At 65.1% G+C, this 22,893-nt stretch carries 24 protein-coding genes; 8 read left to right on the top strand and 16 right to left on the bottom strand.

The features are described 5' to 3' along the window. Window positions 1-56: 56 nt before the first annotated feature. The gene (gene hslU / locus ACQY5B_RS23180) at window positions 57-1,364 is read right to left on the bottom strand and encodes an ATP-dependent protease ATPase subunit HslU (protein WP_420327138.1); all 1,308 of its coding nucleotides are present in this window, start codon (window positions 1,362-1,364) and stop codon (window positions 57-59) included. Window positions 1,365-1,496: 132 nt separating this feature from the next. Between hslU and ACQY5B_RS23175 the strand changes: the two genes are divergently transcribed. After that, a complete protein-coding gene (locus ACQY5B_RS23175) occupies window positions 1,497-2,432 on the top strand; it encodes a diacylglycerol/lipid kinase family protein (protein ID WP_420327139.1) in 936 nt (311 codons plus the stop codon). Next, window positions 2,429-3,214: a metallophosphoesterase family protein gene (locus ACQY5B_RS23170; protein ID WP_420327140.1), complete on the top strand. Its 786-nt coding sequence runs from the start codon at window positions 2,429-2,431 to the stop codon at window positions 3,212-3,214. Before ACQY5B_RS23175 ends, ACQY5B_RS23170 begins: the two co-directional genes overlap by 4 nt. A 7-nt stretch (window positions 3,215-3,221) precedes the next feature. Here the strand turns inward: ACQY5B_RS23170 and hslV are convergent, their stop codons facing one another. The 9 genes from hslV to regB form a co-directional block, all read right to left on the bottom strand. After that, window positions 3,222-3,773, bottom strand: a complete 552-nt coding sequence (hslV, locus tag ACQY5B_RS23165) for an ATP-dependent protease subunit HslV (RefSeq protein WP_305969987.1) — start codon at window positions 3,771-3,773, stop codon at window positions 3,222-3,224. A 99-nt stretch (window positions 3,774-3,872) separates the two neighbouring features. Beyond that, a complete protein-coding gene (trxA, locus tag ACQY5B_RS23160) occupies window positions 3,873-4,193 on the bottom strand; it encodes a thioredoxin (protein ID WP_305969986.1) in 321 nt (106 codons plus the stop codon). A gap of 68 nt (window positions 4,194-4,261) precedes the next feature. Beyond that, window positions 4,262-7,642 (bottom strand): double-strand break repair helicase AddA, encoded by a 3,381-nt coding sequence (gene addA, locus ACQY5B_RS23155; protein ID WP_420327142.1) that lies wholly within the window; start codon window positions 7,640-7,642, stop codon window positions 4,262-4,264. Continuing rightward, the gene (addB, locus tag ACQY5B_RS23150) at window positions 7,639-10,569 is read right to left on the bottom strand and encodes a double-strand break repair protein AddB (protein ID WP_420327143.1); all 2,931 of its coding nucleotides are present in this window, start codon (window positions 10,567-10,569) and stop codon (window positions 7,639-7,641) included. Before addB ends, addA begins: the two co-directional genes overlap by 4 nt. After that, complete coding sequence (locus ACQY5B_RS23145) at window positions 10,562-11,230, bottom strand: nucleotidyltransferase family protein (protein ID WP_420327144.1); 669 nt, start codon at window positions 11,228-11,230, stop codon at window positions 10,562-10,564. The genes addB and ACQY5B_RS23145 overlap by 8 nt, the downstream gene beginning before the upstream one ends. Then, on the bottom strand, window positions 11,215-12,177 hold the full coding sequence (locus tag ACQY5B_RS23140; RefSeq protein ID WP_420327145.1) for an aminoglycoside phosphotransferase family protein: 963 nt from the start codon (window positions 12,175-12,177) through the stop codon (window positions 11,215-11,217). Before ACQY5B_RS23140 ends, ACQY5B_RS23145 begins: the two co-directional genes overlap by 16 nt. After that, the gene (gene tsaE / locus ACQY5B_RS23135; protein ID WP_420327146.1) at window positions 12,174-12,647 is read right to left on the bottom strand and encodes a tRNA (adenosine(37)-N6)-threonylcarbamoyltransferase complex ATPase subunit type 1 TsaE; all 474 of its coding nucleotides are present in this window, start codon (window positions 12,645-12,647) and stop codon (window positions 12,174-12,176) included. Before tsaE ends, ACQY5B_RS23140 begins: the two co-directional genes overlap by 4 nt. A gap of 41 nt (window positions 12,648-12,688) precedes the next feature. Continuing rightward, window positions 12,689-14,206 carry a PAS-domain containing protein gene (locus ACQY5B_RS23130; protein ID WP_305969980.1) on the bottom strand — a complete coding sequence of 506 codons (1,518 nt, stop codon included), beginning with the start codon at window positions 14,204-14,206 and terminating at the stop codon, window positions 12,689-12,691. A gap of 98 nt (window positions 14,207-14,304) precedes the next feature. After that, window positions 14,305-15,711 carry a sensor histidine kinase RegB gene (regB, locus tag ACQY5B_RS23125; RefSeq protein WP_305969979.1) on the bottom strand — a complete coding sequence of 469 codons (1,407 nt, stop codon included), beginning with the start codon at window positions 15,709-15,711 and terminating at the stop codon, window positions 14,305-14,307. 76 nt (window positions 15,712-15,787) lie between these two features. Here regB and ACQY5B_RS23120 point away from each other — a divergent pair, with 76 nt between their 5' ends. The 3 genes from ACQY5B_RS23120 to ACQY5B_RS23110 all read left to right on the top strand — a co-directional run bounded on the left by ACQY5B_RS23120 (window position 15,788) and on the right by ACQY5B_RS23110 (window position 17,487). Next, a complete protein-coding gene (locus ACQY5B_RS23120; RefSeq protein ID WP_420327147.1) occupies window positions 15,788-16,411 on the top strand; it encodes an SCO family protein in 624 nt (207 codons plus the stop codon). 78 nt (window positions 16,412-16,489) lie between these two features. After that, window positions 16,490-17,044, top strand: coding sequence for an ActR/PrrA/RegA family redox response regulator transcription factor (locus tag ACQY5B_RS23115; protein WP_043142704.1), 555 nt, complete (start codon window positions 16,490-16,492; stop codon window positions 17,042-17,044). Window positions 17,045-17,172: 128 nt separating this feature from the next. Then, window positions 17,173-17,487 carry a hypothetical protein gene (locus tag ACQY5B_RS23110; RefSeq protein WP_305969977.1) on the top strand — a complete coding sequence of 105 codons (315 nt, stop codon included), beginning with the start codon at window positions 17,173-17,175 and terminating at the stop codon, window positions 17,485-17,487. Window positions 17,488-17,517: 30 nt separating this feature from the next. On the opposite strand, the gene ACQY5B_RS23105 is transcribed toward ACQY5B_RS23110, so the two are convergent. Beyond that, entirely contained in the window at window positions 17,518-18,006 is a 489-nt protein-coding gene (locus tag ACQY5B_RS23105) for a GNAT family N-acetyltransferase (protein ID WP_420327149.1), read from the bottom strand. Continuing rightward, on the bottom strand, window positions 18,003-18,602 hold the full coding sequence (locus tag ACQY5B_RS23100; protein ID WP_305969975.1) for an HD domain-containing protein: 600 nt from the start codon (window positions 18,600-18,602) through the stop codon (window positions 18,003-18,005). Before ACQY5B_RS23100 ends, ACQY5B_RS23105 begins: the two co-directional genes overlap by 4 nt. A gap of 192 nt (window positions 18,603-18,794) precedes the next feature. Here ACQY5B_RS23100 and ahcY point away from each other — a divergent pair, with 192 nt between their 5' ends. Then, complete coding sequence (ahcY, locus tag ACQY5B_RS23095) at window positions 18,795-20,183, top strand: adenosylhomocysteinase (protein ID WP_420327150.1); 1,389 nt, start codon at window positions 18,795-18,797, stop codon at window positions 20,181-20,183. Window positions 20,184-20,204: 21 nt separating this feature from the next. Here ahcY and ACQY5B_RS23090 read toward each other — a convergent pair whose 3' ends face one another. Further along, on the bottom strand, window positions 20,205-20,333 hold the full coding sequence (locus ACQY5B_RS23090; protein WP_420327151.1) for a hypothetical protein: 129 nt from the start codon (window positions 20,331-20,333) through the stop codon (window positions 20,205-20,207). Window positions 20,334-20,639: 306 nt separating this feature from the next. On the opposite strand from ACQY5B_RS23090, the gene ACQY5B_RS23085 reads away from it, so the two are divergent. Continuing rightward, a complete protein-coding gene (locus ACQY5B_RS23085) occupies window positions 20,640-20,981 on the top strand; it encodes a DUF2853 family protein (protein WP_305972576.1) in 342 nt (113 codons plus the stop codon). A gap of 268 nt (window positions 20,982-21,249) precedes the next feature. Here the strand turns inward: ACQY5B_RS23085 and ACQY5B_RS23080 are convergent, their stop codons facing one another. Then, a complete protein-coding gene (locus tag ACQY5B_RS23080) occupies window positions 21,250-21,648 on the bottom strand; it encodes a DUF1761 domain-containing protein (RefSeq protein WP_420327153.1) in 399 nt (132 codons plus the stop codon). 231 nt (window positions 21,649-21,879) lie between these two features. Here ACQY5B_RS23080 and ACQY5B_RS23075 point away from each other — a divergent pair, with 231 nt between their 5' ends. Continuing rightward, window positions 21,880-22,197 (top strand): hypothetical protein, encoded by a 318-nt coding sequence (locus tag ACQY5B_RS23075; RefSeq protein WP_305972574.1) that lies wholly within the window; start codon window positions 21,880-21,882, stop codon window positions 22,195-22,197. Between the two features lie 6 nt (window positions 22,198-22,203). On the opposite strand, the gene ACQY5B_RS23070 is transcribed toward ACQY5B_RS23075, so the two are convergent. Further along, a complete protein-coding gene (locus tag ACQY5B_RS23070; RefSeq protein WP_420327155.1) occupies window positions 22,204-22,623 on the bottom strand; it encodes an EVE domain-containing protein in 420 nt (139 codons plus the stop codon). Beyond that, window positions 22,623-22,892, bottom strand: coding sequence for a YciI family protein (locus ACQY5B_RS23065; protein WP_420327157.1), 270 nt, complete (start codon window positions 22,890-22,892; stop codon window positions 22,623-22,625). Before ACQY5B_RS23065 ends, ACQY5B_RS23070 begins: the two co-directional genes overlap by 1 nt. Window position 22,893 lies beyond the last annotated feature (1 nt).

Here is a 22,893-nt window from a genome sequence, read left to right as displayed (position 1 = left end):
GGCCGAAGGATTCCTTTGGTGGCGCGAGGGGCCAGCCGCTCGCGATCCGCCGAAATTCAGAGAACGTAGCGGCTCAGGTCGGTCGAGCGGGTCAGTTCGCCCAGGTGCTGCTCGACGAAATCCGCATCCACCGTGACCTCGGTCCCGGCTTGATCCGGCGCGGTAAAGCTCAGTTCTTCGAACACACGCTCCATCACCGTGTAAAGCCGCCGCGCGCCGATATTCTCGACGCTGGTGTTTACCTCGGCTGCGATCTTGGCCAGTGCGGCGATGCCCTCGTCGGTAAAGCTGACAGTGACCTCTTCGGTTGCCATCAGCGCCGTGTACTGGCGGGTCAGGGCATTGTCCGTTTCGGTCAGGATGCGCACGAAATCCTCTTCGGTCAGGGCACGCAGGTTGACGCGGATTGGCAGACGTCCCTGCAGCTCCGGCAACAGGTCCGACGGCTTGGCGATGTGGAAGGCGCCCGAGGCGATGAACAGGATGTGGTCGGTCTTGACCGCGCCGTGCTTGGTGCTGACGGTCGTGCCCTCGATCAACGGCAGCAGGTCACGCTGCACGCCCTCGCGGGAGACATCGCCACCGCGTGCCTCTTGCCGCGCGGCCACCTTGTCGATCTCGTCAAGGAAGACGATGCCGTTCTGTTCGACCGTCTCAAGGGCTGCCGTCTTGACGACCTCGTCGTCCAGAAGCTTGTCCGCCTCTTCGGAAATCAGCACCTCGTAGCTTTCGGCAACGGTCATCCGCTTGCGGGTAGTGCGCCCGCCAAAGGCCTTTCCGAACATTTCTCCGAGGTTCATCATGCCCATGTTTCCGCCGGGCTGGCCGGGGATCTCCATCATTGGAAAGGGCGAGCCCGTCTCGGCCACGTCCAGCTCGATTTCGGTGTCGTCCAGTTCGCCGTTCTTGAGTTTCCGGCGGAACATCTCACGCGTGCCTTCGCGCGCATCGGTGCCGGCGATGGCGGTGATGACCCGGTCCTCGGCGGCCTCATGGGCGCGTGCCTTGACCTCTTCGCGCATGTGTTCGCGGGTGTCGACGATGGCGGTGTCCACCAGGTCCCGGATGATCTGTTCCACGTCGCGGCCAACATAGCCCACTTCGGTGAACTTGGTCGCCTCGACCTTGATGAAGGGCGCGCGGGCCAGTTTCGCCAAGCGACGGCTGATCTCGGTCTTGCCGACGCCGGTGGGGCCGATCATCAGGATGTTCTTGGGATAAACCTCGTCACGCAGATCGTCCGACAGTTGCTTGCGCCGCCAGCGGTTGCGCAGGGCCACGGCGACGGCGCGCTTGGCCTCTTTCTGGCCGATGATGAAACGGTCGAGTTCCGAGACGATTTCGCGGGGGGTGAGGTCGGTCATGCGTCTTGTTCCTTGTGCCGCGCCAGTGGGCGTGGGTTTCGCCGTGAGATATACATGTGACGCCAGAATCCAAGCCCTTTCCGGGAACCGCCTTCGTCGCTGGGGGTTCCCGTCAACGAAAGCGAGGGCGCCATGCGGGATACGGGCACGATGCAGGACGGCATGAAAATCGGGGCGACCGGGCGGATCTGCATCGTCGCCAACCTGAAATCCGGGCGCAACTCGCGCGATGCAGCGGCGGTTGACGCGGCCGCGCAGGTTCTGGGGGCCGAGGTGCTGGCCTGCACCCGCCCCGACCAACTGGGTGCGACGCTGGACAAGGCCGTGGCCCGGCAGCCCGATATGATCGTCTCAGCCGGGGGCGACGGCACCGCGGTTGCCACCGCGGGCAAGCTGCTGGGGACCGGGATTGCGATGGGGGTCCTGCCTCTGGGGACCTTCAACTATTTCGCACGGGGTCTTGGGCTGCACCCGGACCCGGCCGAGGCCGCCCGCCAGATCGCGGCCGGCCGGATCGAGCCAAGGCGGTTGGGCCAGGTGAACGGGCAGATCTTTCTCAACAACGCCAGCGTCGGCGTCTATCCCCGCATCCTGAAAGAGCGCGAGGAGATCTATCGCCGCTGGGGCCGCCGGCGCCTGATGGCGCATTGGTCGGTCGTCCGCAGTTTCCTGCGCTTTCGCCGTCCGATGCGGGTTCGACTTGGTACCGGCGATGGCAGTCACGTCCGCAAGACGGCCCTCGTGTTTGTCGGGCGTTCGGGCTTTCAACTGGCGCGGTTTGGTCTGGCCGGGGGCGAGGCGATCAAGGCCGGCGGTTTCGCGGTATTGGTTGTCCGCGCAGAAAGTCGCGGAGAACTGTTCCGCAGGGTGGCTCGTCTGGCCGCGGGCGCGGTCGAGGAAGGCGTGGACTACGACCTGATCCGGGGCGACCGGCTGGATCTCGACCTGCTCGGGAAACGGCGGATGCTGCTGGCCTATGATGGTGAAAAGCGCAAGATGGAGGGGCCGTTGCGCTTTGCCATGACGGAGGAGGAATTGCGGCTGGTCATGCCGCAGGAGAGACAATGAAGCGAATTCTTCACCTGTCGGACCTGCACTACGGGCGCGCGCGGGAAGACCTGGAACAGCCGCTGCTGGATACGATCGGCCGGTTGGCGCCAAATCTGGTGGTGATCTCGGGCGATTTCACCCAGCGCGCGCGCCTGGGCCAATTCGCACGGGCGCGGGCCTTTCTGGACCGCCTCGATGCGCCCTGGCTGGCGGTGCCGGGCAACCATGACACGCCGCTCGACAATCTCTGGCTGCGGATGGTCGCGCCTTGGCGGCGCTATAGGCGCGCGGTCCATCAGGACCTGGAACCGCGATACGCCGATGACGGCATGGTGGTGGTCGGCGTGAACACGGTGAACCGCTTTTCCTGGCAACGCGGGCGGCTGTCTTCGCGGCGGATAGAACGGGCCTGCAAGGGCTTCGATGCCGCTGGTGACCGGGCGCGCGTCGCGGTGTTGCATCATCCCCTGCAACACGGTGCCGGGGTGCGGAAACGGCTGATGCGGGGGGCAGACGCGGGGCTGAGGGGGTTTGCGCAATGCGGTGCGCAGATCGTCCTGTCCGGCCATCTGCACAACACGGTGGTTGCCCCGATGCGGGCCTGGCCCGAATTGCTGTTCGTGCAGGCGGGCACCTGCCTGTCCAGCCGGGTGCGGGGTGAGCCCAATACCTTCAACCTGCTCGATCTCGACGGACCGGGCGTGCGGATCGGGCGCTGGGCAGCTGAAGGAACGCGATTCGTCGAAAGCGACGCCGTCAGCTATGTGAGGCGTGACGGCGTCTGGAACCGAACGGGCTGAACCGAGGTCAGCCCAGCGTTTCCACGGTCAGATTGCCGTTGGTGTAGACGCAGATGTCGGAGGCAATGGCCATCGCGGTGCGTGCCACCTCTTCGGCGGACTTGTCGGTGTCCATCATGGCACGCGCTGCTGCCAGGGCGAAATTCCCGCCCGAGCCAATGGCCGCCACGTCATGTTCCGGTTCAAGAACGTCGCCGGCGCCCGTGATCACATAAAGATCCTTGCCGTCGGTCACGATCAGCATCGCCTCGAGTTTCTGGAGGTACTTGTCGGTGCGCCAGTCCTTGGCCAGCTCGACGCTGGCACGCTGCAACTGTCCCGGCGCGGCCTCCAGCTTTTTCTCCAGCCGTTCCAGCAGGGTAAAGGCATCCGCCGTGGATCCGGCGAAGCCGCAGAGCACGTCATGACCGCCCGGAGACAGGCGGCGCACCTTGCGCGCGGTGCCCTTTATCACGGTCTGGCCAAGGCTGACCTGCCCGTCACCTGCGATGACCACCTGCCCGCCCTTGCGGACGCCGATGATCGTGGTGCCGTGCCAGCCGGGAAACTCGTCGGACATGAGAACGCTCCTTGTCGGTTGTGGCCCGATATGGGCCATGCCGCGCAAAACGACAAGGGCGCCCGAAGGCGCCCTTGCGAATTCAACTGGTTACGCGGCTCAGATCGATTCTTCGATCCAGCTTTGCAGTGCGGCCTTGGGGCGCGCACCGGCAAGGTTCGACACCGCCTGGCCGTCCTTGAAGACGAAGAGCGCGGGGATGCCGCGCACGCCCATTGCCGCGGCGGTGTTGGGGTTCTGGTCAACGTCGACCTTGGCGATCTTGACCTTGCCTTCCATCTCGGCGGACAGCTCTTCGAGCGCGGGGCCGATCTGCTTGCAGGGGCCGCACCACTCGGCCCAGAAATCGACGACGACGGGGATGTCGGAATTCTTCACTTCGGCGTCGAAGGTGTCATCGGTGACGGCGACGGTGGCCATAGGGGAATCTCCTGAGATTTGAGGCAGCCTGTTCAGGTGTGGGAAGGTATGGAGGGGCCGCCAGCACGTCAAGATGCGGCGGCCCGACCGAGAGCTTGTGTCACAACATCGTGCGGCAGCGGCATATAGTGTGCACTGGCGGTCCAGATCAGGGCGGTTTCGATTTCCCGACCGGGATAGACCTGCGCCAGGGCGGCGGCATAGGCCCCCATCTGCCGCAAGAGCCCGTCGGGCACTTCTGCGGCATTGGCAGGCACAGTGCGGTTGGATTTGAAATCGACGGCGGTGATCCGGTCGGGCGCGATCAGCAGCCGGTCGATGATGCCATGTATCCGCCCCAGCCCCGGCAGGTCGGCTGTCACGGGCACCTCTGCCAGCGCATCGGGGGCAAAGACATGCGCCAGCGCGGGCGCCTCCAGCACCGCCAGCGCCTCGTCCCGGATCGCGGGCAGATGTTCGGTGACAAGGATCAGGTCCGGGTCCGTTTCCATTTGGGTGCAGAGCGCTTCAGCCGCTGCGGCGCGATGTTCCGCAGGCAGGGGCGCGAGGTTTTCCAGCAGGTGATGCAGCGCCGTGCCGCGGGCCTTCGCCATGTCCTCGGTATCGCCGGCAGCCCCGGGCAGGGCCTTGGCGCCGCCAAGGTCGGAAGGGGACAGGGCCTTTGCGGCGGCCACTGGATCCGGCGCGGGGGCCAGCAACGCCGCTGGGAGATCGACCGGCGCGGGCCGTGGCGTGTCGTGGGTGTCCAGCGGCAGGTGCGACCAGTCCGATAGGCCCAGCCGCAGCCCTTCGCCGCCGCCCAGGTCACCGAAATCGAACATCACCTGTTCCGGGCCGGAGGCCTCCATCCCGCGCGCAACCTTGTCGTACCAGGCCTCGCCGGATTTCCCCAGGTCGCCTGCCGCCGCCACGATCAGCCATTTCTCGGCCCGTGTCATGGCGACATACAACAGCCGGTCTTTTTCCTGCGCCGCTTTTTCCTTGGCCGCTTCGACCACGGCCTGCTGGCGCGGCGGCATGGCGTCGGCGCCCGTCTTCCACATCGGGCCGTCATCGTCGGCGAACAGATCGTCGCGCAGCTTGGTGTCCGGCTCGGCACAGTCGGGCAGGATGACGATGGGCGCCTCCAGACCCTTGGAGCCATGCACCGTCATCACCCGGAGGGTTTCGCCCGCGCTGTCCGGGGCGCGCTTGATTTTCAGGTTGTCCGACCGCGCCCATTCCAGAAATCCGGTCAAAGAGGGCACGGCGCTTTGCTCATAGGCCAGTGCCTGTTGCAGCAGCGCGTTGATCCCGTCTTCGGCCTCTGGTCCCAGCCGACCGATCAGCAGGCGGCGGCCCTCGTGGCGGGTCAGGATGCGGTCGATCAGGTCATAGGGGCGCAGGAAATCGGTCTGCCCGCGCAGATCGTCCAGAACGCGCAACACCTCGGGGAATTCCTCGCGCCGCACGCGCAGTTCCTCCCAGAGATATTTTTTCCGGCGCCGGTGGGCGAGGTCGAACAGCGCCTGTTCCGTGAGGCCGAAGAGCGGCGAACGCAGCAACGTCGCCAGCGACAGGTCGTCCTCTGGCGTGGCAAGGAAACTGAGCAGGGCGATGATGTCCTTGACCGCCAGTTCCGCCATGACCTTGAGCACGTCGGCCCCGGCAATGGGCAGGTCCTGCTGCTTGCAGGCGCGGATGATCTCCTTGAACAGGCGCCCGCGCTTCTGCACGAGGATCAGGAAATCCCCCGCGTGGACGGGCCGCGCCCGGTAGGTGCCGGTATGGCCGACCTCCTCTGGCAGCGGGGTGCCGGTCTCGATGCTTTCCTTGATGAAATGCGCGATGCGTTGCGCCAGCTGCACGGTGTGATGCGTGGCACTTGGCCGGTCGACGGGTTCGTGCCAGGCGCCATCCTCCTCGTCGCCGACCTTGTCCACCAGGGGCCAGAGATCGACCCGCCCCGGCATGGCGTCCTTGAAGGCGCGGTGCCCGTCCCCGACAAAACCCGAGGCCTCGGCGCCGCGAAAGGTATTGTCGACCAGCCGCAGGATCGGCTCGGCGGAGCGAAAGCTGTAGTCAAGGCTGGCGGGCACCAGCGGCGCATCGGTCCGGGCAAGCCGGTCCGCGAAATCGTCGCGCATCCGGTCGAACTCGGACGGGTCGGCGCCCTGGAAGGAATAGATCGACTGTTTCTTGTCTCCGACGACAAAGATCGTGCGCCGCACATCGGCCCGTGCGCCTTCGCCGGCGGTGAATTCCTGCGCCAGCCGCTCGATCACCTGCCATTGCACGGGCGAGGTGTCCTGGGCCTCGTCGACAAGGATATGGTCGATGCCGCCGTCCAACCGGTAGAGCACCCATTCCGCCACACCGGGATCGCTGAGCAGGTCGCGCGCGCGGGTGATGAGATCATCGAAATCCAGCCAGCCGCGCCGCTGTTTCTCGGCGTCGTAATCGCGCAGAAAGGCATGGGCAAAGCCGTGCAGGGCGGTATCGCGGTCGGCGGCGGCCAGCGCGCGTTGCATCGCAAGCGCGTCCTCGACCCGCGCCGCCAATTGATCCAGCGCCTCGAAAAGGTCAGCAGCGGACTTGCGCACGCCCTTGGTGCCCAGCGTCTTGCGGATGGTTCCGGCCTGCGTCAGCAGCGCGGCCTGTAGCTGTGCCAACCCGGTGCGGTCCGGTGCCTCGATGGCGCCCAACTGACTGGACAGGGCCTGATCGGTCTTGCCACCTGTGGCGAGGATCTCGGCCAGCGCCCCGAAAAGATCGAGTTCGGACCCCAGAAAGACCTGGTCCAGCAACGTGTCCGCGTCATCCGTTTCGCGCAATCCGTAGGCGGCGCGGATCTCGCGCGGGCCCTTTGGCGGCGAAAAGGCATCACGGTGGCGGCAGACCTGTGCGGCGATCGTGTCCACGTCATCGCCCGAGACATAGGGCGCGATGGCGCGGACCAGATGTGCCTCTGGCCCTTCGGCCAACCGGTCCAGCACTTCGGCCCGCAAGAGCTCGGCGGCGCGATCTTCCATCTCCTGGAACTGTGGCGTGACGCGGGCCTCCAGCGGGAACCGACGCAGCAGGGAGGCGCAGAAAGAGTGGATCGTCTGGATGCGCAAACCGCCGGGGGTCTCGATGGCGCGGGCGAAAAGCGTGCGCGCCTCGCGCAGGAAATCGCCGGTCAGGTCGGTCTCGACTCCCAGTTCGCGCAGCTCATCCCGCAGCGCAGCTTCGTCCAGCATCGCCCAGCCGCCCAGCCGCTTGAACAGGCGGTTCTGCATCTCGCTGGCGGCGGCCTTGGTATAGGTCAGGCAGAGGATGTGCGAAGGGTCCACCCCGTCCAGCAGCAGCCGCGCCACCCGGTCGGTCAGCACGCGGGTCTTGCCCGACCCCGCATTGGCAGCCAGCCATGTGGAATGCCCCGGTTCGGCGGCGCGGACCTGCGCCTCTGTCGCGTCGTCGCGCCTCATGTCAGCACCTCCTTGTCCGGCGCGTCGGTCACGTCCCATTCGCCGTAACGTGCGAGGTGGTCGAAGTCCCCGGCATCGCTGTCCTTTTGCAGGGCACGGCGAGCGGTAAAGCCGGTCTCTGCCGCGTGATAGGCGCTGATGAGGGCGACGAACTCCTGCCAGACCTGCTCGGGCGGCGCGTCCTCCAGAGGGGCCAGCACCTCTTTCGGATTGGACGGTTGCAAGGAAATGAAAACCGCGCGTTCCACATGGGGCGGGTCCAACGGGGGAAATCCGCCCTCGTCCAGCATCGCCGCCTCCAGAAGCAACTGCTTGTCGAAGGAGCGCTGTTCCTTGGCCGAAGGCGCGGCACCGGTCTTGTAGTCGTAGATATGCGCGCCGCCGCGCCCGTCGATATCGATCCGGTCGGCGGTCGCACTCAGGGTAAAGCCCAGCGCCGGGATCTGGCGTTCGCCCTTGATCTCGTACTTGCTGGGGGTGGCGCGGCCCTGCCGTTCCATCTCTGTTTCCACGAACCAGGGTGCGATGCGGGCCATGCGCGCCTGCCACAGGGCGCGGACGGTGGGAAAGGGCACCTGGTCCGGGTCGCCGATGATCTGTTCGGCCAGGGCCATCAGGCGATCGGGCCGCAGGTCCAGCGGCTCTTCCTGCGTGGCCTTCACGAAATCCTCCAGCACCTTGTGGGTGAGGATGCCGCGCATCAGCGCGTCGGGCGCCTGCATCAGCGGATCCAGCGGGCGCAGCCGCAGGACATGTTTGGCGTAGATCGCGTAGGGGTCGCGCACCAGCCGCTTGATTTCCGTGACCGAGAGTTTTGCGGGCCGCGTTCCCGCGGGCGGCGCCGGAGAGGGGCGCGGCACCGGTGTGGCCTCGATCGGCGTTTCCGAGGCACGCGCCAGCGCCAACCAGCGGTTGCCGCGCGCCTGCATCGCCGCGATGGTGTCCTTGCCGCCCTTCGCCTCCAGCCCGCGCATCAGGTTCAACAGCCGGTTGACCCAGCGCGAGGGCACTGTTTCCGCCTCGTCCGATTTCAGCGACCGCGACAGCCAGACCTCGGGCGCGCCCGCGGCCTGTTGAAAGTCATGCGCCGACAGGCCGATGCGCCGTTCCGGCAGCAGCAACCCCGCCTTGGCGCGCATCTGCCGGTTCAGCCAGGGGTCGGCGCCGGGCAGCTCCGGCCAGGCGCCTTCGTTCAGACCGGCGAGGATCACCAGGTCGGCGTCCATGACCCGTGCCTCCAGCGTGCCCCAGATCAGGATGTCAGGGTGAGGCGCGTCGCGGTCGCGGACCTCTTCGCGCGACATGAGTGCGCCCAGCAGGTCGGCGAAATCGCGGGCGCTCATCTCGGCGCCATGTTCCGCCTCTCGTTCCAGGCTTGCCATGACGCCTTGCAGCTTGCGGCCCGCCGCCTCTTGCCACAGCCCGCCCGTGCCTTTGGTGTCCGGCCCGGCGCAGATCGCGCCCGCCAGTGTCAGCAGATCGGCGAGCCAGTCGGCCAGAGCGCGCTTGCCGTCGCGCCGTTGTTCGCAGAACTGCGCCCCCACCCAGGCCGCCCAGTCGCCCTGCGACCGCTTTTGACCCCAGAGCGCCAGCGGTTCGGTCTGGGGGTAGGGCATACCGTTGCGGCGGATGAACAGTTCCAACTCACGGGTGTTCAGCAGGTGCGGTCCCCGGTCGGCGCCGCTGTGAACCAGCGGATGCTTGAGCAGGGTCAGCAGCATCTCGGCCGTCAGGGGTTTGACGAAGAGTTCCGCTACATGGCGCAAGAGCCGCCCCGGCGGGGTCAGTTGCGCCGGTGTGCCGCCGCTGTCGTCGGGCAGGATGTTCCAGCGGTCCAGCGCCGAGGTGACCCGGCGGGTCAGCATCCGGTCCGGCGTGATGACGGCGGCGCGCTGGCCGTCCGCCACCGCTTGCCGCAGGCGCAGCGCGATGGCCAACGCCTCGTCCCGCTGGCTGGGCGCCTCCAGCAGGGTCACATCCTGCATCGCGGTGTCCAGCGGCGGCAGGGACGGTCCTTCGGAAAGCCATTGGTGGGTGACGGGTGCTGGCCGCAGGGCCAGCGACAGCACGCGGTTGCGCACCGGGCTGGGTGGCGGTGTCTCGGTCCAGGGGCGGATATCGCCGGGCGTCATGTCCAGCGCCTGCATCAGCCGAGCAAAGCGGAACTGCGGGTGGTCCTCGCCGGTCAGCGCGGTGTCCAGCCGGTCCCAGACGTGATCCGGCGTGTCGCTGTCAAAACCGGGCAGGACCACCGCCCCCTGCGGCAGTCGCGCCACCGCCTCCATGAAGGCCGCGGTGGTTCCGCGCGACCCGGTCGACCCTGCAACGAGGATCGGGTGCTGCGGCGGGGTGTCCCGCCATTTCTGCAAGCGCAGATCCAGCGCGCGACGGGCATAGGCCTGCGGGTCGGGGTCGCTGTCGACCTCGAAATACTGTTGCACGATGCGCAGGAAGGTCAGCGCCCGTTGCCAGTGACCCGACTGGTCCGAGACGTCGAGGTTCTCGATCACCTCGGGTGCCACGCCCTCGCCCTGCATTTCCTCCATCAATGTCGCCAGACTGTCAGCCAGGTCAAAGAGTGCCGCACGCGGGGCAAGGTCGGGCGCCTGGTCCAGCAGTTTCGACACCAGGCCCGTCAGTTCCAGCCGCCGGCGCAGTGGCGGCACCGGGGCGGGCAGGGCGGCCTTGGTCAGCGGATCGGCCAGGTCCGTCACAAGTCGGATGCGCGGCAGCAGGCAGGCGGGGCCCTTGTCGAACACCTCGCGCAGGCGCCGCGCCATGCGGTCGGAGTTGACGTAGATTTCCACCTGCGCCAGCGCCTCGGGAGGGGTGTCGCGCAAACGGGCACGCAGGCCCGCAACAAGGTCTCTGGCAAAATCGGCACCCGGCGGCAGGCCGAACAGGCGCGGTCCCGTGTCGTCAAACATGCAATAGTCCTTCGGCCAGCGCGATGCCTTCGGGGTGGCCCACATCGCACCATTGACCTGGATAGGTCAGGCCGAAAAGACGGCCCGTTTCCGCCTGTGCGTTCCACAGGCGATTGAGCGAAAACACCTGGTCGGGGATGGCGTGCAGCCCCTCGGTCTTGATGATCTGCGCTCCGGTGTAGACCAGATCGCCCCTGCGGGTCAGTTGCCCGTCCGGCTGCAGGCTGAAGTCGCCGGGGGTCTTGCGGCCCACGGCCCGGGCCAGTGGCACGCAGAGCAGAAGCGCATCCATCCGGTCGGGCTCCCATGCGGCGACGAGCAGGTCCAGGGGGTTCGGACCGTTCCAGACCGCATCTGTGTTCAATGTGTATACTGGTTGTGTACCCAGTTTCGGCAAGGCGAACCGCAAGCCCCCGCCGGTGTCCAGGATCTCGGGCTGCTCCACGGAGACATGGATGCCGGTCCCGCTCAGGTGCGATACGATCTGGTCCGAAAGGTAATGGGCATTCACCACGCGGGTCGGGATGCCGGTGGTCAGGTCCAGCGTATGATCCAGCAGAGGCTTCCCGGCGACTTCGATCAGGGGTTTGGGTCGGGTGGCTGTCAGCGCGCCCATGCGGGTGCCGAACCCCGCGGCAAAAAGCATCACGGCGTCGGGCATGGGGACTTCAATCTTGTCAGGTGGTCGGCAGTTGGTGCGGGCAGGACAGCGTCGAGGACCTCTTTCACCGGGGCCAGCAGGGGATGTGAAAGGTCGGCCTGCAGGTGTGCCCAGACGCGAGGGATGAGGTCGATGTAATGCGGTTTGCCCCGGGTCGCGGCGAGACGGGCAAAGACCCCCAGGATGCGCAGGTTGCGCTGGGCGCCCAGCACGGCAAGCGAGGCGCGGAACGGCCAGTCTGCCTGCGCCGTGGCGGCGCAGTAATGCGCGATACAGGCCTCGGCGGTCTCTGGCCTCACGTTGCGGCGCGCGTCCTGGATCAGCGAGACGAGGTCATAGGCGCGGTGCCCCAGCAGCGCGTCCTGGAAATCCAGCAGACCGGCGCGGGCGGTGCCCACGCGATCGGGTAGAAGCAGAATGTTCTCGGCGTGGTAATCGCGGAGCACCATGACATCGGCGGGCTGCGCGTGCGACTCCAGCAGGGGGCGAAAGGCGGCGATGGCGCGGGGCAGGGCCTCTGCAGCGGGCGTGTAATGGATAAAGGCCAGGTCGATCTGCCGGGCCAGGTGATCCGGCGTGGCGATGGGCAGGTCGGCCGGTGGCGGATGCCGCTGCACGTCGATCAGAGCGTCGGTGGCCAGCAGGTACAACTCGCGCTCGGCAGCGGGTGTCTCCGCAAGACGCGCGACCAGCCCGTCACCCAGATCCTCGATCAGCAACAGGCCCTTGGCGCTATCCTCGGCCAGGATGCGTGGCGCGCTGAGCCCCGCGCCCGTCAAGTGTCGTGCAAGGCGGGCAAAGAGCGCCACGTCGCCCTCTGGGTCCTGCATCAGGATGGCGGTCTGGCCGTCTAGGAACAGCCGCGAATAGCTCCGGGCCGAAGCATCCCCGGCCAGCGCCTCTTGTCGGGCAGCGCCCCATCCGGCGGCGTCGAGAAAATCGTTCACGCCGCCTGCTCCGCGATCAGCGCGTCCCAGCGCGGTACCTCCCAGTCCAGCACCAGCGCGCGGGCGTCCTCGGTCGGTCCGGCGGCAAAGCTCAGCCGCAGGGCGTTGCGGGGGGACAGATCCTCCAGCCGGTCCGGCCATTCGACAAGGCAGATCGCGGTTTCGAATGCCTCTGTCAGGCCCAGCTCCACGCTCTCGTCCGGGCCGGGGAGCCGGTAGAGATCCGCGTGCCACAGCTCTCCGGCGGCGGTGTCATAGGTCTGGACGAGGGTAAAGGTGGGAGAGGGAACATCCTCTGGTTCATCCAGCAGGGACTGGATCAGGCAGCGCGCGAAATGGGTCTTTCCGGCGCCGATCTCACCCGTCAACAGCAGCACGTCGCCGGGCCGGAGACCGGCGCCGATTCGGCGGGCCAGGGCACAGGTGGCCTCTGGCGTGGGCAGGGTGAGGGCGGTTCGGCGGGCTGTCATGGCGGCGAGGATACCGGCGCCGCGCGGGGACCTGCAAGCGGCTATCCAACCACCTTCTGGCGATTGTCGGGCTGGGGCGTTTCCCCAGCCTGAACGGGCAGGCTGGTAAAGCGGACCAGGGTCGCCCCGGCGGCCACCGGCTGCACCATGCAGCGCAGTTGTTCACCGGACTTGCGGGTCAATTGCGCCTCCCAGCCCTGGCGGTCGCGCAGGGTCAGGACAAATTCGCGCAGGTCGGCCCAGATCGGGCTGGGCTGGCAGTCCTGCTGCCATTCCTTGGTGGCATCGACGATGGTGATCTCGGCAAAGGCGCTGTCGGGGTCGCATTTCCACTGTGCCCGGTAGGCGGCATTGGAAAAGGTCAGCACGCCCAAACGAGAGAAGACGGCCACCGCGTCATCGAAACAGTCCAGCACCGATTGCGTCAGTTCCAGTTCCGACCGGAAGCGGCGGGTCAGCGATATCTCGGCGCTGATGTCCTCGATCAGGAAGGCGACGGCGCCGTCCGGATGCGGGCGGCCGGTGATCTTGTAGGTCAAGCCCGAGGGCAGGTTCCAGGTCTCGCAATATCGGTCTTCGCGCGCGGCAGAGACCACGTCGTATAACTTGTCCCGCCAGGAGGCATAGTTTTTGGGTTCTGGCATCATGCGGTTTTCCCGCATGTGATCGAAGAAGGACAGCAGGTTGGGCTTGGCCGAAAGGAAATCCACCGGCAGATGCGTCAAGTCCACCAGCGCGGGGTTGAACAGTACCAGCTGGCGGTCGCGGTCAAAGACGGCAAGGCCGATCGGCAGATGGGCAAAGGTCTTGGTCAGCGTCTGGACAAAGTTGCGCTGCGCCATCTCCGCGTGCACGAGGCTGTCGATGCTGGTGGCGTAATGGACCCAGCCGTGTTCGACCGGACGCGAGACGACCTCGAGCCAGCGCTGCGGCTGGCCCTCGGGCTGGATGTTGATGCGGGTGCTGCGCTCGACCCGTTTGGCAGGCAGTTCGATGTTGATGGGGCAGGTGTCGTCGATTTCGCACCCGGTGCTTTCGCACAGCAGTTCATAGGCCTCGTTGTACCAGATCAGCCGCCCGTCCTCATCGGTCTGCCAGAGCGCATCCGGCGCATTGCGCGACATCTCCGAAAGGCGGTGGTATTCGCCGCTCTGGCAACGGGCGCGAAAAAGGGTGGCCGCACCTTCGGGCGTGCATTGCAGGCGCAGGTGCAGCATGTTGCCCGCGGGGTCTGCCCACAACTCGGCATTGGACACATTGGGTGAGCGCCAGTGCCCAGGGCGATACGGCAGGTCTTCGGGCAGATCGGGAAAGCCGGGCAACAGCGTTTCGCGCACCTCGTCCCAGCCCATGCCGGTCAGGACCGTGCGATCAAACAGTTCTGCAGCGTCCTGGGTCGAGTCGACCACTTCGCCGTTTCGGAACAGAAGCACGGTTTCAGGCGTGCCGGAGTACTGCAATTGCGAGCGGCGCGGGCGCAGCGTGAACAAGATCAGGACCGCGGCCATGAATGCCGCCGCGGCGCCAGCCCCGATTGCCAGAAATAAGAGATCCTCCAAGATTCTGCCTCTTGCTCCTGTCCCGCGGATTAGTCTTCAGGTTGAATTCAGTTTGGTTAATTTCGCGTTAAGCAGAAAACATTAATATTAAATTCACCTTAAACTTCGATGGGGCGGTTTTCTCCCAATCCGGTGCCCGGTTTTGCTGCGTCGGCAACGATCTTGCTGTGCGGCCAGACCACCTCGACGATGGCGCCACGGCGTTCGGACTGGTCCGGAGCTGCCGAGTAGGGGTCCGATCCATTGGCAAAGCTCAGCTCTGCCCCGGTGCGTTCAAGCAGGGTCTTGGCAATGAAAAGCCCCAGCCCCATGCCCTCGTATTCCGGCCGGGCACGCTTTTCGCTTTCGCTGCGGCGGCGGCGCACGAAAGGATCGCCGATGCGACCGATCAGGTGCTGGGGAAAGCCGCGTCCGTCATCGACGATGCGGATGGAAATCACGTCATCGGTCCACATCGCCTCGACCCAGACCTTGGTCCGGGCGAAATCGACCGCGTTCTGAACCAGGTTCCGCAAGCCGTGAATGACCTCGGGGCGGCGCAGGATCTGCGGCTGCGTATAGTCGCCCCCCGGACCCGGCCCTTCTTCGATCAGGATTTCCTTTCCGCGGTCCTGATGCGGTTCCGCGGCCTCTCGGATCACCTCAATCAGGGGCGCATGGCGCATGTGCAGGTCGTCCTTGCCCGCCCGTCCCATGCTGCGCAGGATGTCGCGGCAGCGGTCGGCCTGTTCGCGGATCAAAAGGGCATCTTCCTTGAGATCGACGAGTTCCGGGTGATCATCCAGTTCCTCGGCCAGTTCCGACGAGGTCAGCTTGATCGTGGCCAGAGGCGTGCCAAGTTCATGCGCCGCCGCGGCGACCACACCGCCAAGATCGTTCAGCTTTTGCGCCCGGGCCAGCGCCATCTGTGTGGCGGCCAAGGCATCGGACATCGAGTTCATCTCGCGCGTGATGCGGCGCGAGTAGACAGAGATAAAGACCAGCGCGATGCAGATCGCCGCCCATTGGCCGTACACGAAAATGTCAGGAATGCGCAGGATGAAGCCCTGCTCGGTCCGCAGGGGCAAGTGGTAATAGACCATGCCGGTGACCAGTGCGAAGGCGGTAAAGCCCAGCAGAAAGGTCGACCTCAGGCTGAGCACTGCCGCCGAGACCGTGACAGGGGCCAGCACCAGCAGCGAGAACGGGTTGTGCAGCCCGCCCGTCAGGTACAGCAGGAAACACAACTGCAAGAGGTCGAACATCACCATCATGAAGTTCTCTGTCTCGCTCAAGCGCTTGTTTTCGGGGAAAACAGAGATCGCGATCAGGTTGCCGACGATCGAGACTCCCACGGCCAGGTAGCACAGGCCCAGTTCCAGCTGCAGGTTGTAAAGACGCTGTGCCAGCGTGATCGCGATCAGCTGGCCGATCACGGCGAACCAGCGCAACAGAATCATCGTGCGCAGACGAATCCAGTTGCTGCGCTGTTCGTCGCCGATCAGTCCGAGATCCCCCTGCGCCATCTGCGCCCTTTCGTCCCTCTTGCGTCCCGCTCCTCAACGGATAGCTAAAGCTAAACCATTCCAGAGGAATAAAGTCATGCAGCGTCTTGCCGCAATCGCCGCCTTCGCCGGTCTCGTCGCCATCAGCGCCGGTGTCTGGGTCTACACACAGCAGTCCGCCTCGGCCGATCCCTTTGCCCAGTGCCGCTCCAGCAAGATCGCCGGTGGCGCGGAAACCATTGGTGGGCCATTCGAGCTGTTGAACAAGAACGGCGAGACGGTGACCGACAAGGATGTGATCACCAAGCCCAGCCTGGTGTATTTCGGCTACACCTTCTGCCCCGATGTGTGCCCCTTTGATGTCGCGCGCAACGCTGATGCAGTCGACATGCTGGCGGAACGTGGCCACGACGTGACCCCTGTCTTCATCTCCATCGACCCCGAGCGGGACACACCCGAGGTGGTGGGCGAGTTCGCCGAGGTGATGCACGACAAGATGATCGGGCTGACCGGCTCTGCCGAACAGGTCAAGGCGGCCAGCCAGGCCTATCGCACCTACTACCGCAAGGAGGCCGACGCGGACCCGGAATACTATCTCGTCGACCACTCGACCTTCACCTACCTCGTGCTGCCCGAGCATGGCTTTGTCGAGTTCTTCCGGCGCGAGGTCACGCCCGAGCAGATGGCCGACCGCACGGCCTGCTTCATCGAGGCATCTTGACTTGTCCCGATGCGTTTGACCGCCGGAACTTAGCCAGCTAATAATCGTGTTCACGCAGTGGTGGCGGGAGGAAGGCTATTGGCGGAACGCAGCATCGAAGAACTGGGGGCTGACCGCTCGTTGCTCCTGGTCGATGACGACGAGCCTTTCCTGAGGCGCCTCGCCAAGGCCATGGAAAAACGCGGTTTCGAGGTGGAGATGGCAGGCTCTGTCGCGGCGGGCACGGCCATCGCCACCGCCCGCCCCCCGGCCTATGCGGTGGTCGATCTCCGGCTGGAGGACGGCAACGGCCTGGACGTGGTCGAAGTGCTGCGCGAAAAGCGCCCGGACAGCCGCGTGGTCGTGCTGACCGGCTATGGCGCCATCGCCACCGCCGTTGCCGCGGTCAAGATCGGTGCGACGGACTACCTGTCGAAACCGGCGGATGCCACCGATATCACCAACGCGCTGCTGGCCAAGGGTGATGATCTGCCGCCACCGCCGGAAAACCCGATGAGCGCGGACCGCGTGCGCTGGGAGCATATCCAGCGGGTCTACGAGTTGTGTGATCGCAATGTCTCGGAAACCGCGCGGCGGCTGAACATGCACCGCCGGACCCTGCAACGCATTCTGGCCAAGCGCTCGCCGCGCTGACGGCGCCGACACGCGAACGTGTTGCGCTCTCCCTTGTGGTGTCAGTGCCTGGATCCCCATATATTGGGTACATGCAATGAACGCTGGCGAGAGCGCCGGTAGCGACCTCTCCGGCGAAAGGAGAGATCATGTTCAAACGTCTGTTCACCGCTTCACTTGTCCTTGGCGCCGCAGCGCTGGCGCCGCCCGTCGCCGCCCAGACACCTGTTTTCTGTGCGGATCGCGATGCCGTGATCACGCGCCTCGATGATCGTTTTGGCGAGCGTCAGATCCTGATCGGCCTGACGTCGAAGACGACGATGCTGGAACTCTGGGCCTCTGAGGACAACGGTCGATTCACCGTCCTGATCACAAACGCCGACAAGAGCAGCTGCATCGTGGCCAGCGGCACCGACCTGATGATCGACTACCCCGAGCCGCCGGGTGTGGACGTCAGCAACTGAGCGGTTGCCGGTGACAATGGCACGCCGTCGCTACAGCTCGTAGCGTTTCAGCACCTTGTCGACCGCCTGGCCGTTTCCCAACGGCACATCCCGTTTCATGCCGCAGTCCTCGAACCCCCTGCTCTGGTAGTAGGCCAGCCCGCCCATGTTGTCGGCCCGGATGTTGGCATTGATCCAGCGATAGCCAAGCGCGGAAGCCGCCCTTTCGGTTTCACGAAACAGCGCCGAGCCGATGCCAAGCCCGGTCCGGCCGTGGCGTGCAAAGGTGGCGATTTCTGCCACCTCATCGGGCAGATCGTCCGCCGGTTCGATCCATTGGACTCCCATGATTTCGCCGGCGTCATCCTCGGCCAGGTGCCAGGCCGTGCGGTCGGGGCAGCGTGTCATCCAGTCACGCAGGTCCGCGGCGTCGACGGTACGGGTCATCGCGGTGGTGCCGCCTGCCGCGATCACCTCGTTCAGCAATTCGGCAAGGGGACGCGCGTCCAGCGGGCCGGCCCGGCGGATCGTGATCGTCAACTGGGCATTTCCTGCAATAGCGCCGCATGGCGCGCGGTGAAATCGGCGCGAACCTCGACCGGGGGGCGCAGGTGAATCGACAGGTCCGCGATCATGTCCATGTCGGGCGCACCAAAGAACCTGTCCGCCTCGGTGCGGGTGAACCCGGCGATCTGGGTCGCCTCCATCCAGGCACTGATGCGATCCGCCTTCTTGATCTGCCGTTTCAGACGCTGGGGCGTAATGGCGGGAAGGCCAAAGCGGATGTGGATGGCGGCGGAGAGCCGCTTGTCCAGGCCGTCGTAGCCCGGGCCGACGGCGGCCTTCACCGGGGAAATCATGTCGCCGATGACGTATTCCGGCGCGTCATGCAGCAAGGCGGTCAGCCGCTCGGCCGGGCGCGCCTTGGGGCACAGCCTGCCGAATATCACTTCGACCAGCAGCGAATGTTCGGCCACCGAATAGGCATAGTCGCCCCGTGTCTGGCCGTTCCATCGGGCGACAAAGGCCAGCCCGTGCGCGATGTCCTCGATCTCAATGTCCACCGGGGTCGGGTCCAGCAGGTCCAGCCTGCGCCCCGAAAGCATCCGTTGCCAGGCTCGCGTCTGTTTCGCCATTCTCTTCCCCGGGGTCTTGCTGCGCGGCCCTGACTAAGACGCGAATTCCTGCTTGTAAATCGGGCGCTGGCCGGAACGTCACGGCGCTGCGGCGGAGTATGACGTTGTGCGCGCAGGCCGCTGGTGCTACCTGCTCCCCGGAGCATTGCCGCCCCGTAGAAGGGGCGCGCCACCGCATTCGAAGGAACCGAGATGACCCAGGATTACATCGTCAAGGACATTGCACTGGCCGGGTTCGGCCGCAAGGAACTGGACATTGCCGAAACCGAGATGCCGGGGCTGATGGCGCTGCGCGAGGAATACGGCGCGAGCAAGCCGCTGTCGGGCGCGCGCATCGTCGGGTCGCTGCACATGACGATCCAGACCGCCGTCCTGATCGAGACGCTGGTGGCGCTGGGCGCGGACGTGCGCTGGGCCTCCTGCAACATCTTCTCGACCCAGGACCACGCCGCCGCGGCGATCGCCGATGCCGGTATCCCGGTCTTCGCGATCAAGGGCCAGACGCTGGAAGAGCACTGGGACTACCTCGACAAGTCCTTCCTGTTCGACGACGGCCCCAACATGATCCTCGACGATGGCGGCGACGCCACCCTGTACGTCCTGTTGGGCGCGCGCGCCGAGGCGGGTGAGGACATCATCGCCATGCCGACCTCGGAAGAAGAGGAAGTCATCAAGGCGCAGATCAAGAAGCGCATGGCGGCCTCCCCGGGCTGGTTCACCAGGACCCGCGACCAGATCATGGGCGTCTCCGAGGAGACCACCACCGGCGTCAACCGCCTGTACCAGCTGGTGCGCGACGGTCAGCTGCCCTTCCCGGCGATCAACGTCAACGACAGCGTGACCAAGTCGAAGTTCGACAACAAGTACGGCTGCAAGGAATCGCTGGTGGACGGCATCCGCCGCGCCACCGACACGATGATGGCCGGCAAGGTCGCCGTGGTCTGCGGCTACGGTGACGTGGGCAAGGGCTCGGCGGCGAGCCTGCGCGGCGCCGGCGCCCGGGTGAAGGTGACCGAGATCGACCCGATCTGCGCCCTGCAGGCGGCGATGGACGGCTTCGAGGTGGTGACGCTGGAAGACGTGGTCTCGAGCGCCGACATCTTCATCACCACCACCGGCAACAAGGACGTGATCCGCATCGAGCACATGCGCGAGATGAAGGACATGGCGATCGTCGGCAACATCGGCCACTTCGACAACGAGATCCAGGTTGCCGCGCTGAAGAACCACAAGTGGACCAACATCAAGGAACAGGTGGACATGATCGAGATGCCGGGCGGCAACCGGATCATCCTGCTGTCCGAGGGGCGTCTTTTGAACCTTGGCAACGCCACCGGTCACCCGTCCTTCGTGATGTCGGCCTCCTTCACCAACCAGGTCCTGGCGCAGATCGAGCTCTACAAGAACGGCGACCAGTACGAGAACAAGGTCTACATCCTGCCCAAGCACCTGGACGAAAAGGTCGCCCGCCTGCACCTGGAGCGCATCGGCGTCAAGCTCAGCGAACTGTCCAAGGACCAGGCCGACTACATCGGCGTCGCGCCCGAAGGACCGTTCAAGCCGGAACACTACCGGTATTGATCTCGGCGTGGCGCGGGCGGGTCATCCCGCCTGCGCCGTGTCCGCCTCCACCAGCCAGCGGTCCAGAGCGTTCATCGGGCCGGTCCGCACTGATCCCCCCACGTCCCTCTGTTCCAACAGCATGACCATCGCACCCGCAGGGTGTCGCACTCGGCGCCGAAGCTGGGCTGATCCCAGGGGTTGCAGAAGGCGGCGCAACTGTCCGGCATGCGCTGCTCTCCTGCGGACGGACACGGGGACGGCGTCAGCCTTTCCTGTTCCGGGCCCAAACCGCCGCATGGCGCAAACTGACCTTGTGAACCGCCCCTCGTGCCCTGAACAGGGGGAAGAGAGCGACCGCATTTCCCTTGCCAATAACGCGCTTGTGCGGTCACCATGCGATTGCATGGCCGCTTTGGCCGCAAAACAACACGGACAGCGCTCGCGGAACGCGGCGCATGATACGAGGGAGTGAACATGGGACGTCGCGACGAACTGATCGCCAAATACGCCGAGGACCTGAAGAACAAGTGCGGCATGGACCCGGACATGGACCTGCTGACCAAGGTCACCATCGGCTGTGGCCCGGCCATCTATGACGCGGATGCCTCTACCGTTGCCTCGTCGCAGGACAGCGAGCTGGAAACCGTCAAGGACAAATTCCTGGTCAAGAAGCTGGGCCTTGCGGATGGTCCCGAGTTGATGGACGCGATCAACAAGGTGATCGAGACCTACGGCAAGTCCGAGCGCAACAAGTACCGCGCCGTGGTCTATTACATGCTGACCAAGCATTTCGGCAAGGAAGCCGTCTACGGCTGAGCCGTGGCCACCGGATCCACCTGCCACGAGGCCCCTGCATCGCGGGGGTCTTTTTCATTTCCGGGGCAGCGGTTCCGCGCAATTGACTGAAATTGCGAATAGTTCCGGATTGCCGGAAGGCCGGGAATTCCGTAGGGTCTACTGGACTGGCCAGAAAGGCCGGAACCGTAGATTTCATAACACATGTGGTGCGTAGGGAGCATGTGGGGTGGACGGAGGGTTCCGGGTTTTCCGGGGCCCTCCGTTTTTATTGCTTGGGGCATCGACCTCAGAAAAGCGTCAGCACCAGGCCCATTATAGCGCAAGCCAGTGTCGCATAGCCGCCGTCGATCAATGTCAGCGTCACAGGGCGCATGGAATTGGCGTTGTTCAATGCGATCCACGGCGTGATGAAGAACAAGCCGATCCCGAGGCCGGACACGAGTCCGGCGCCGGGCGTTTCGACACCGCTGGCGGCAAAGACATGGCGCATCATCCCGGCCACGACCACCTGCATGACGAAGGTCAGAATCATGACGCGCACACTCATGCCGCCTTGCGGATTTCCTTCCGCGTCCAGTGCCACGCCAGAGGCGGTTTTCCAGGGTCCGGCCAGGGCCATGTACCATAGGGCGCCGGCCGCAAAGGCCACGATTGCGGCGGCAAGACTGTTGACGACTTCAAGCATGGTGGGTTCTCCGGCGTGTCCTTTGCGCGCTAAAATTGAGGGGCGCGAAAAAAGATTGATGCTCAACCCCTTTTCAGCGCGAAATATGCTATAGTTTACAACATATGTTATCTTGAGTCCCCACAACTTTTACGAGCGTCAGTCATACCCGTAGACCTCAAATATTTCCCTGATCTCGACCTGGTGTGGATTCGTCATAACGGACATGTCACGCGTGGAGAATTGCGCGAATTGTTTGAACGACTGCACGGGGCGGACCCGTCTGCGGTTGCAGGGAAGAACTTTACCGACCTGGCCGACGTTGCCGCGGTCGAATTCGGGTTCCGAGAGCTTCACTGGCATTCACAGCGCCTGCAGGACAGGCTGCGATCCCGCAATCAGAGATTGCTCGACTCCATCCATGCGCCTGACGGGGTTTCCTTTGGACTGGCGCGCATCTATCAGCAGGTCGTCGACCCGGAGGGGCCTTTGCAGGTTCATGTCAATGACGAGCGCCGACAGGCCCTTGCGGCACTCGCCCTGCCACATATTCCCGAGGAATTGCTTTGACCCGGATCAGGCGGACAAGCCGGCCAGCCCGCAGATGACCTGCCATTCCTCCTCGGAAACCGGTTGGACCGACAGGCGGGAATTCTTTACCAGCACCATTTCCGCAAGCCGGGGATCCTCTTTGATCTGGTCCAGCGTGACCGGGGTCGCGGCGGACTCCAGCGCCTTGATGTCCACGCATTCCCAGCGATCGTCATCGGTGGTGCTGTCGGGATGCGCCTCGGCGATCACTTCGACCGTGCCGACAATCGCCTTTTCCTTTTGCGAATGGTAGAAAAACCCCCGGTCGCCCTTTTCCATCTCGCGCATGAAATTGCGCGCCTGGTAATTGCGGACGCCGTCCCATTCCTCGCCCGCGTCGCCCTTGGCCTGCTGGTCCTGCCAGGACCAGGTGGAGGGTTCGGATTTGAAAAGCCAGTAGCGCATCAGATCACCTTGTTCCACGCGGTCAGGGTGACGCTCTGGAACAGGCCGGCCTTGGCATAGGGATCGTTTGCGGCCCATTCCTCGGCCGCCGCCTTGTCGGCCACGTCGAGGATCACCAAGGAGCCGATCATGACGCCTTCGTCATCCAGCAGCGGCCCGGCCTGCGCAACCACTCCGGTGGATTTCAGGTAGTCCAGGTGCGCGTCACGCGTGTCCTTGCGGATCTGCAGGGCATCGGGTTTGTCGTGGGCGATCAGGGCAATCAGCATG

Source organism: Antarctobacter sp. (genome assembly GCF_965277915.1).
Taxonomy (GTDB): domain Bacteria; phylum Pseudomonadota; class Alphaproteobacteria; order Rhodobacterales; family Rhodobacteraceae; genus Antarctobacter.
The sequence above is the reverse complement of the archived record's forward strand: the minus strand, read 5'-3'. Positions and strand labels throughout refer to the sequence as shown.

Excerpts from the sequence above, each read along its gene's own strand:
- hslU (WP_420327138.1), bottom strand. The coding sequence starts at position 1,364 with ATGACCGACCTCACCCCCCGCGAAATCGTCTCGGAACTCGACCGTTTC.
- ACQY5B_RS23175 (WP_420327139.1), top strand. The coding sequence starts at position 1,497 with ATGCGGGATACGGGCACGATGCAGGACGGCATGAAAATCGGGGCGACC.
- ACQY5B_RS23170 (WP_420327140.1), top strand. The coding sequence starts at position 2,429 with ATGAAGCGAATTCTTCACCTGTCGGACCTGCACTACGGGCGCGCGCGG.
- hslV (WP_305969987.1), bottom strand. The coding sequence starts at position 3,773 with ATGTCCGACGAGTTTCCCGGCTGGCACGGCACCACGATCATCGGCGTC.
- trxA (WP_305969986.1), bottom strand. The coding sequence starts at position 4,193 with ATGGCCACCGTCGCCGTCACCGATGACACCTTCGACGCCGAAGTGAAG.
- addA (WP_420327142.1), bottom strand. The coding sequence starts at position 7,642 with ATGAGGCGCGACGACGCGACAGAGGCGCAGGTCCGCGCCGCCGAACCG.
- addB (WP_420327143.1), bottom strand. The coding sequence starts at position 10,569 with ATGTTTGACGACACGGGACCGCGCCTGTTCGGCCTGCCGCCGGGTGCC.
- ACQY5B_RS23145 (WP_420327144.1), bottom strand. The coding sequence starts at position 11,230 with ATGCCCGACGCCGTGATGCTTTTTGCCGCGGGGTTCGGCACCCGCATG.
- tsaE (WP_420327146.1), bottom strand. The coding sequence starts at position 12,647 with ATGACAGCCCGCCGAACCGCCCTCACCCTGCCCACGCCAGAGGCCACC.
- regB (WP_305969979.1), bottom strand. The coding sequence starts at position 15,711 with ATGGCGCAGGGGGATCTCGGACTGATCGGCGACGAACAGCGCAGCAAC.
- ACQY5B_RS23120 (WP_420327147.1), top strand. The coding sequence starts at position 15,788 with ATGCAGCGTCTTGCCGCAATCGCCGCCTTCGCCGGTCTCGTCGCCATC.
- ACQY5B_RS23110 (WP_305969977.1), top strand. The coding sequence starts at position 17,173 with ATGTTCAAACGTCTGTTCACCGCTTCACTTGTCCTTGGCGCCGCAGCG.
- ACQY5B_RS23100 (WP_305969975.1), bottom strand. The coding sequence starts at position 18,602 with ATGGCGAAACAGACGCGAGCCTGGCAACGGATGCTTTCGGGGCGCAGG.
- ahcY (WP_420327150.1), top strand. The coding sequence starts at position 18,795 with ATGACCCAGGATTACATCGTCAAGGACATTGCACTGGCCGGGTTCGGC.
- ACQY5B_RS23085 (WP_305972576.1), top strand. The coding sequence starts at position 20,640 with ATGGGACGTCGCGACGAACTGATCGCCAAATACGCCGAGGACCTGAAG.
- ACQY5B_RS23080 (WP_420327153.1), bottom strand. The coding sequence starts at position 21,648 with ATGCTTGAAGTCGTCAACAGTCTTGCCGCCGCAATCGTGGCCTTTGCG.
- ACQY5B_RS23070 (WP_420327155.1), bottom strand. The coding sequence starts at position 22,623 with ATGCGCTACTGGCTTTTCAAATCCGAACCCTCCACCTGGTCCTGGCAG.
- ACQY5B_RS23065 (WP_420327157.1), bottom strand. The coding sequence starts at position 22,892 with ATGCTGATTGCCCTGATCGCCCACGACAAACCCGATGCCCTGCAGATC.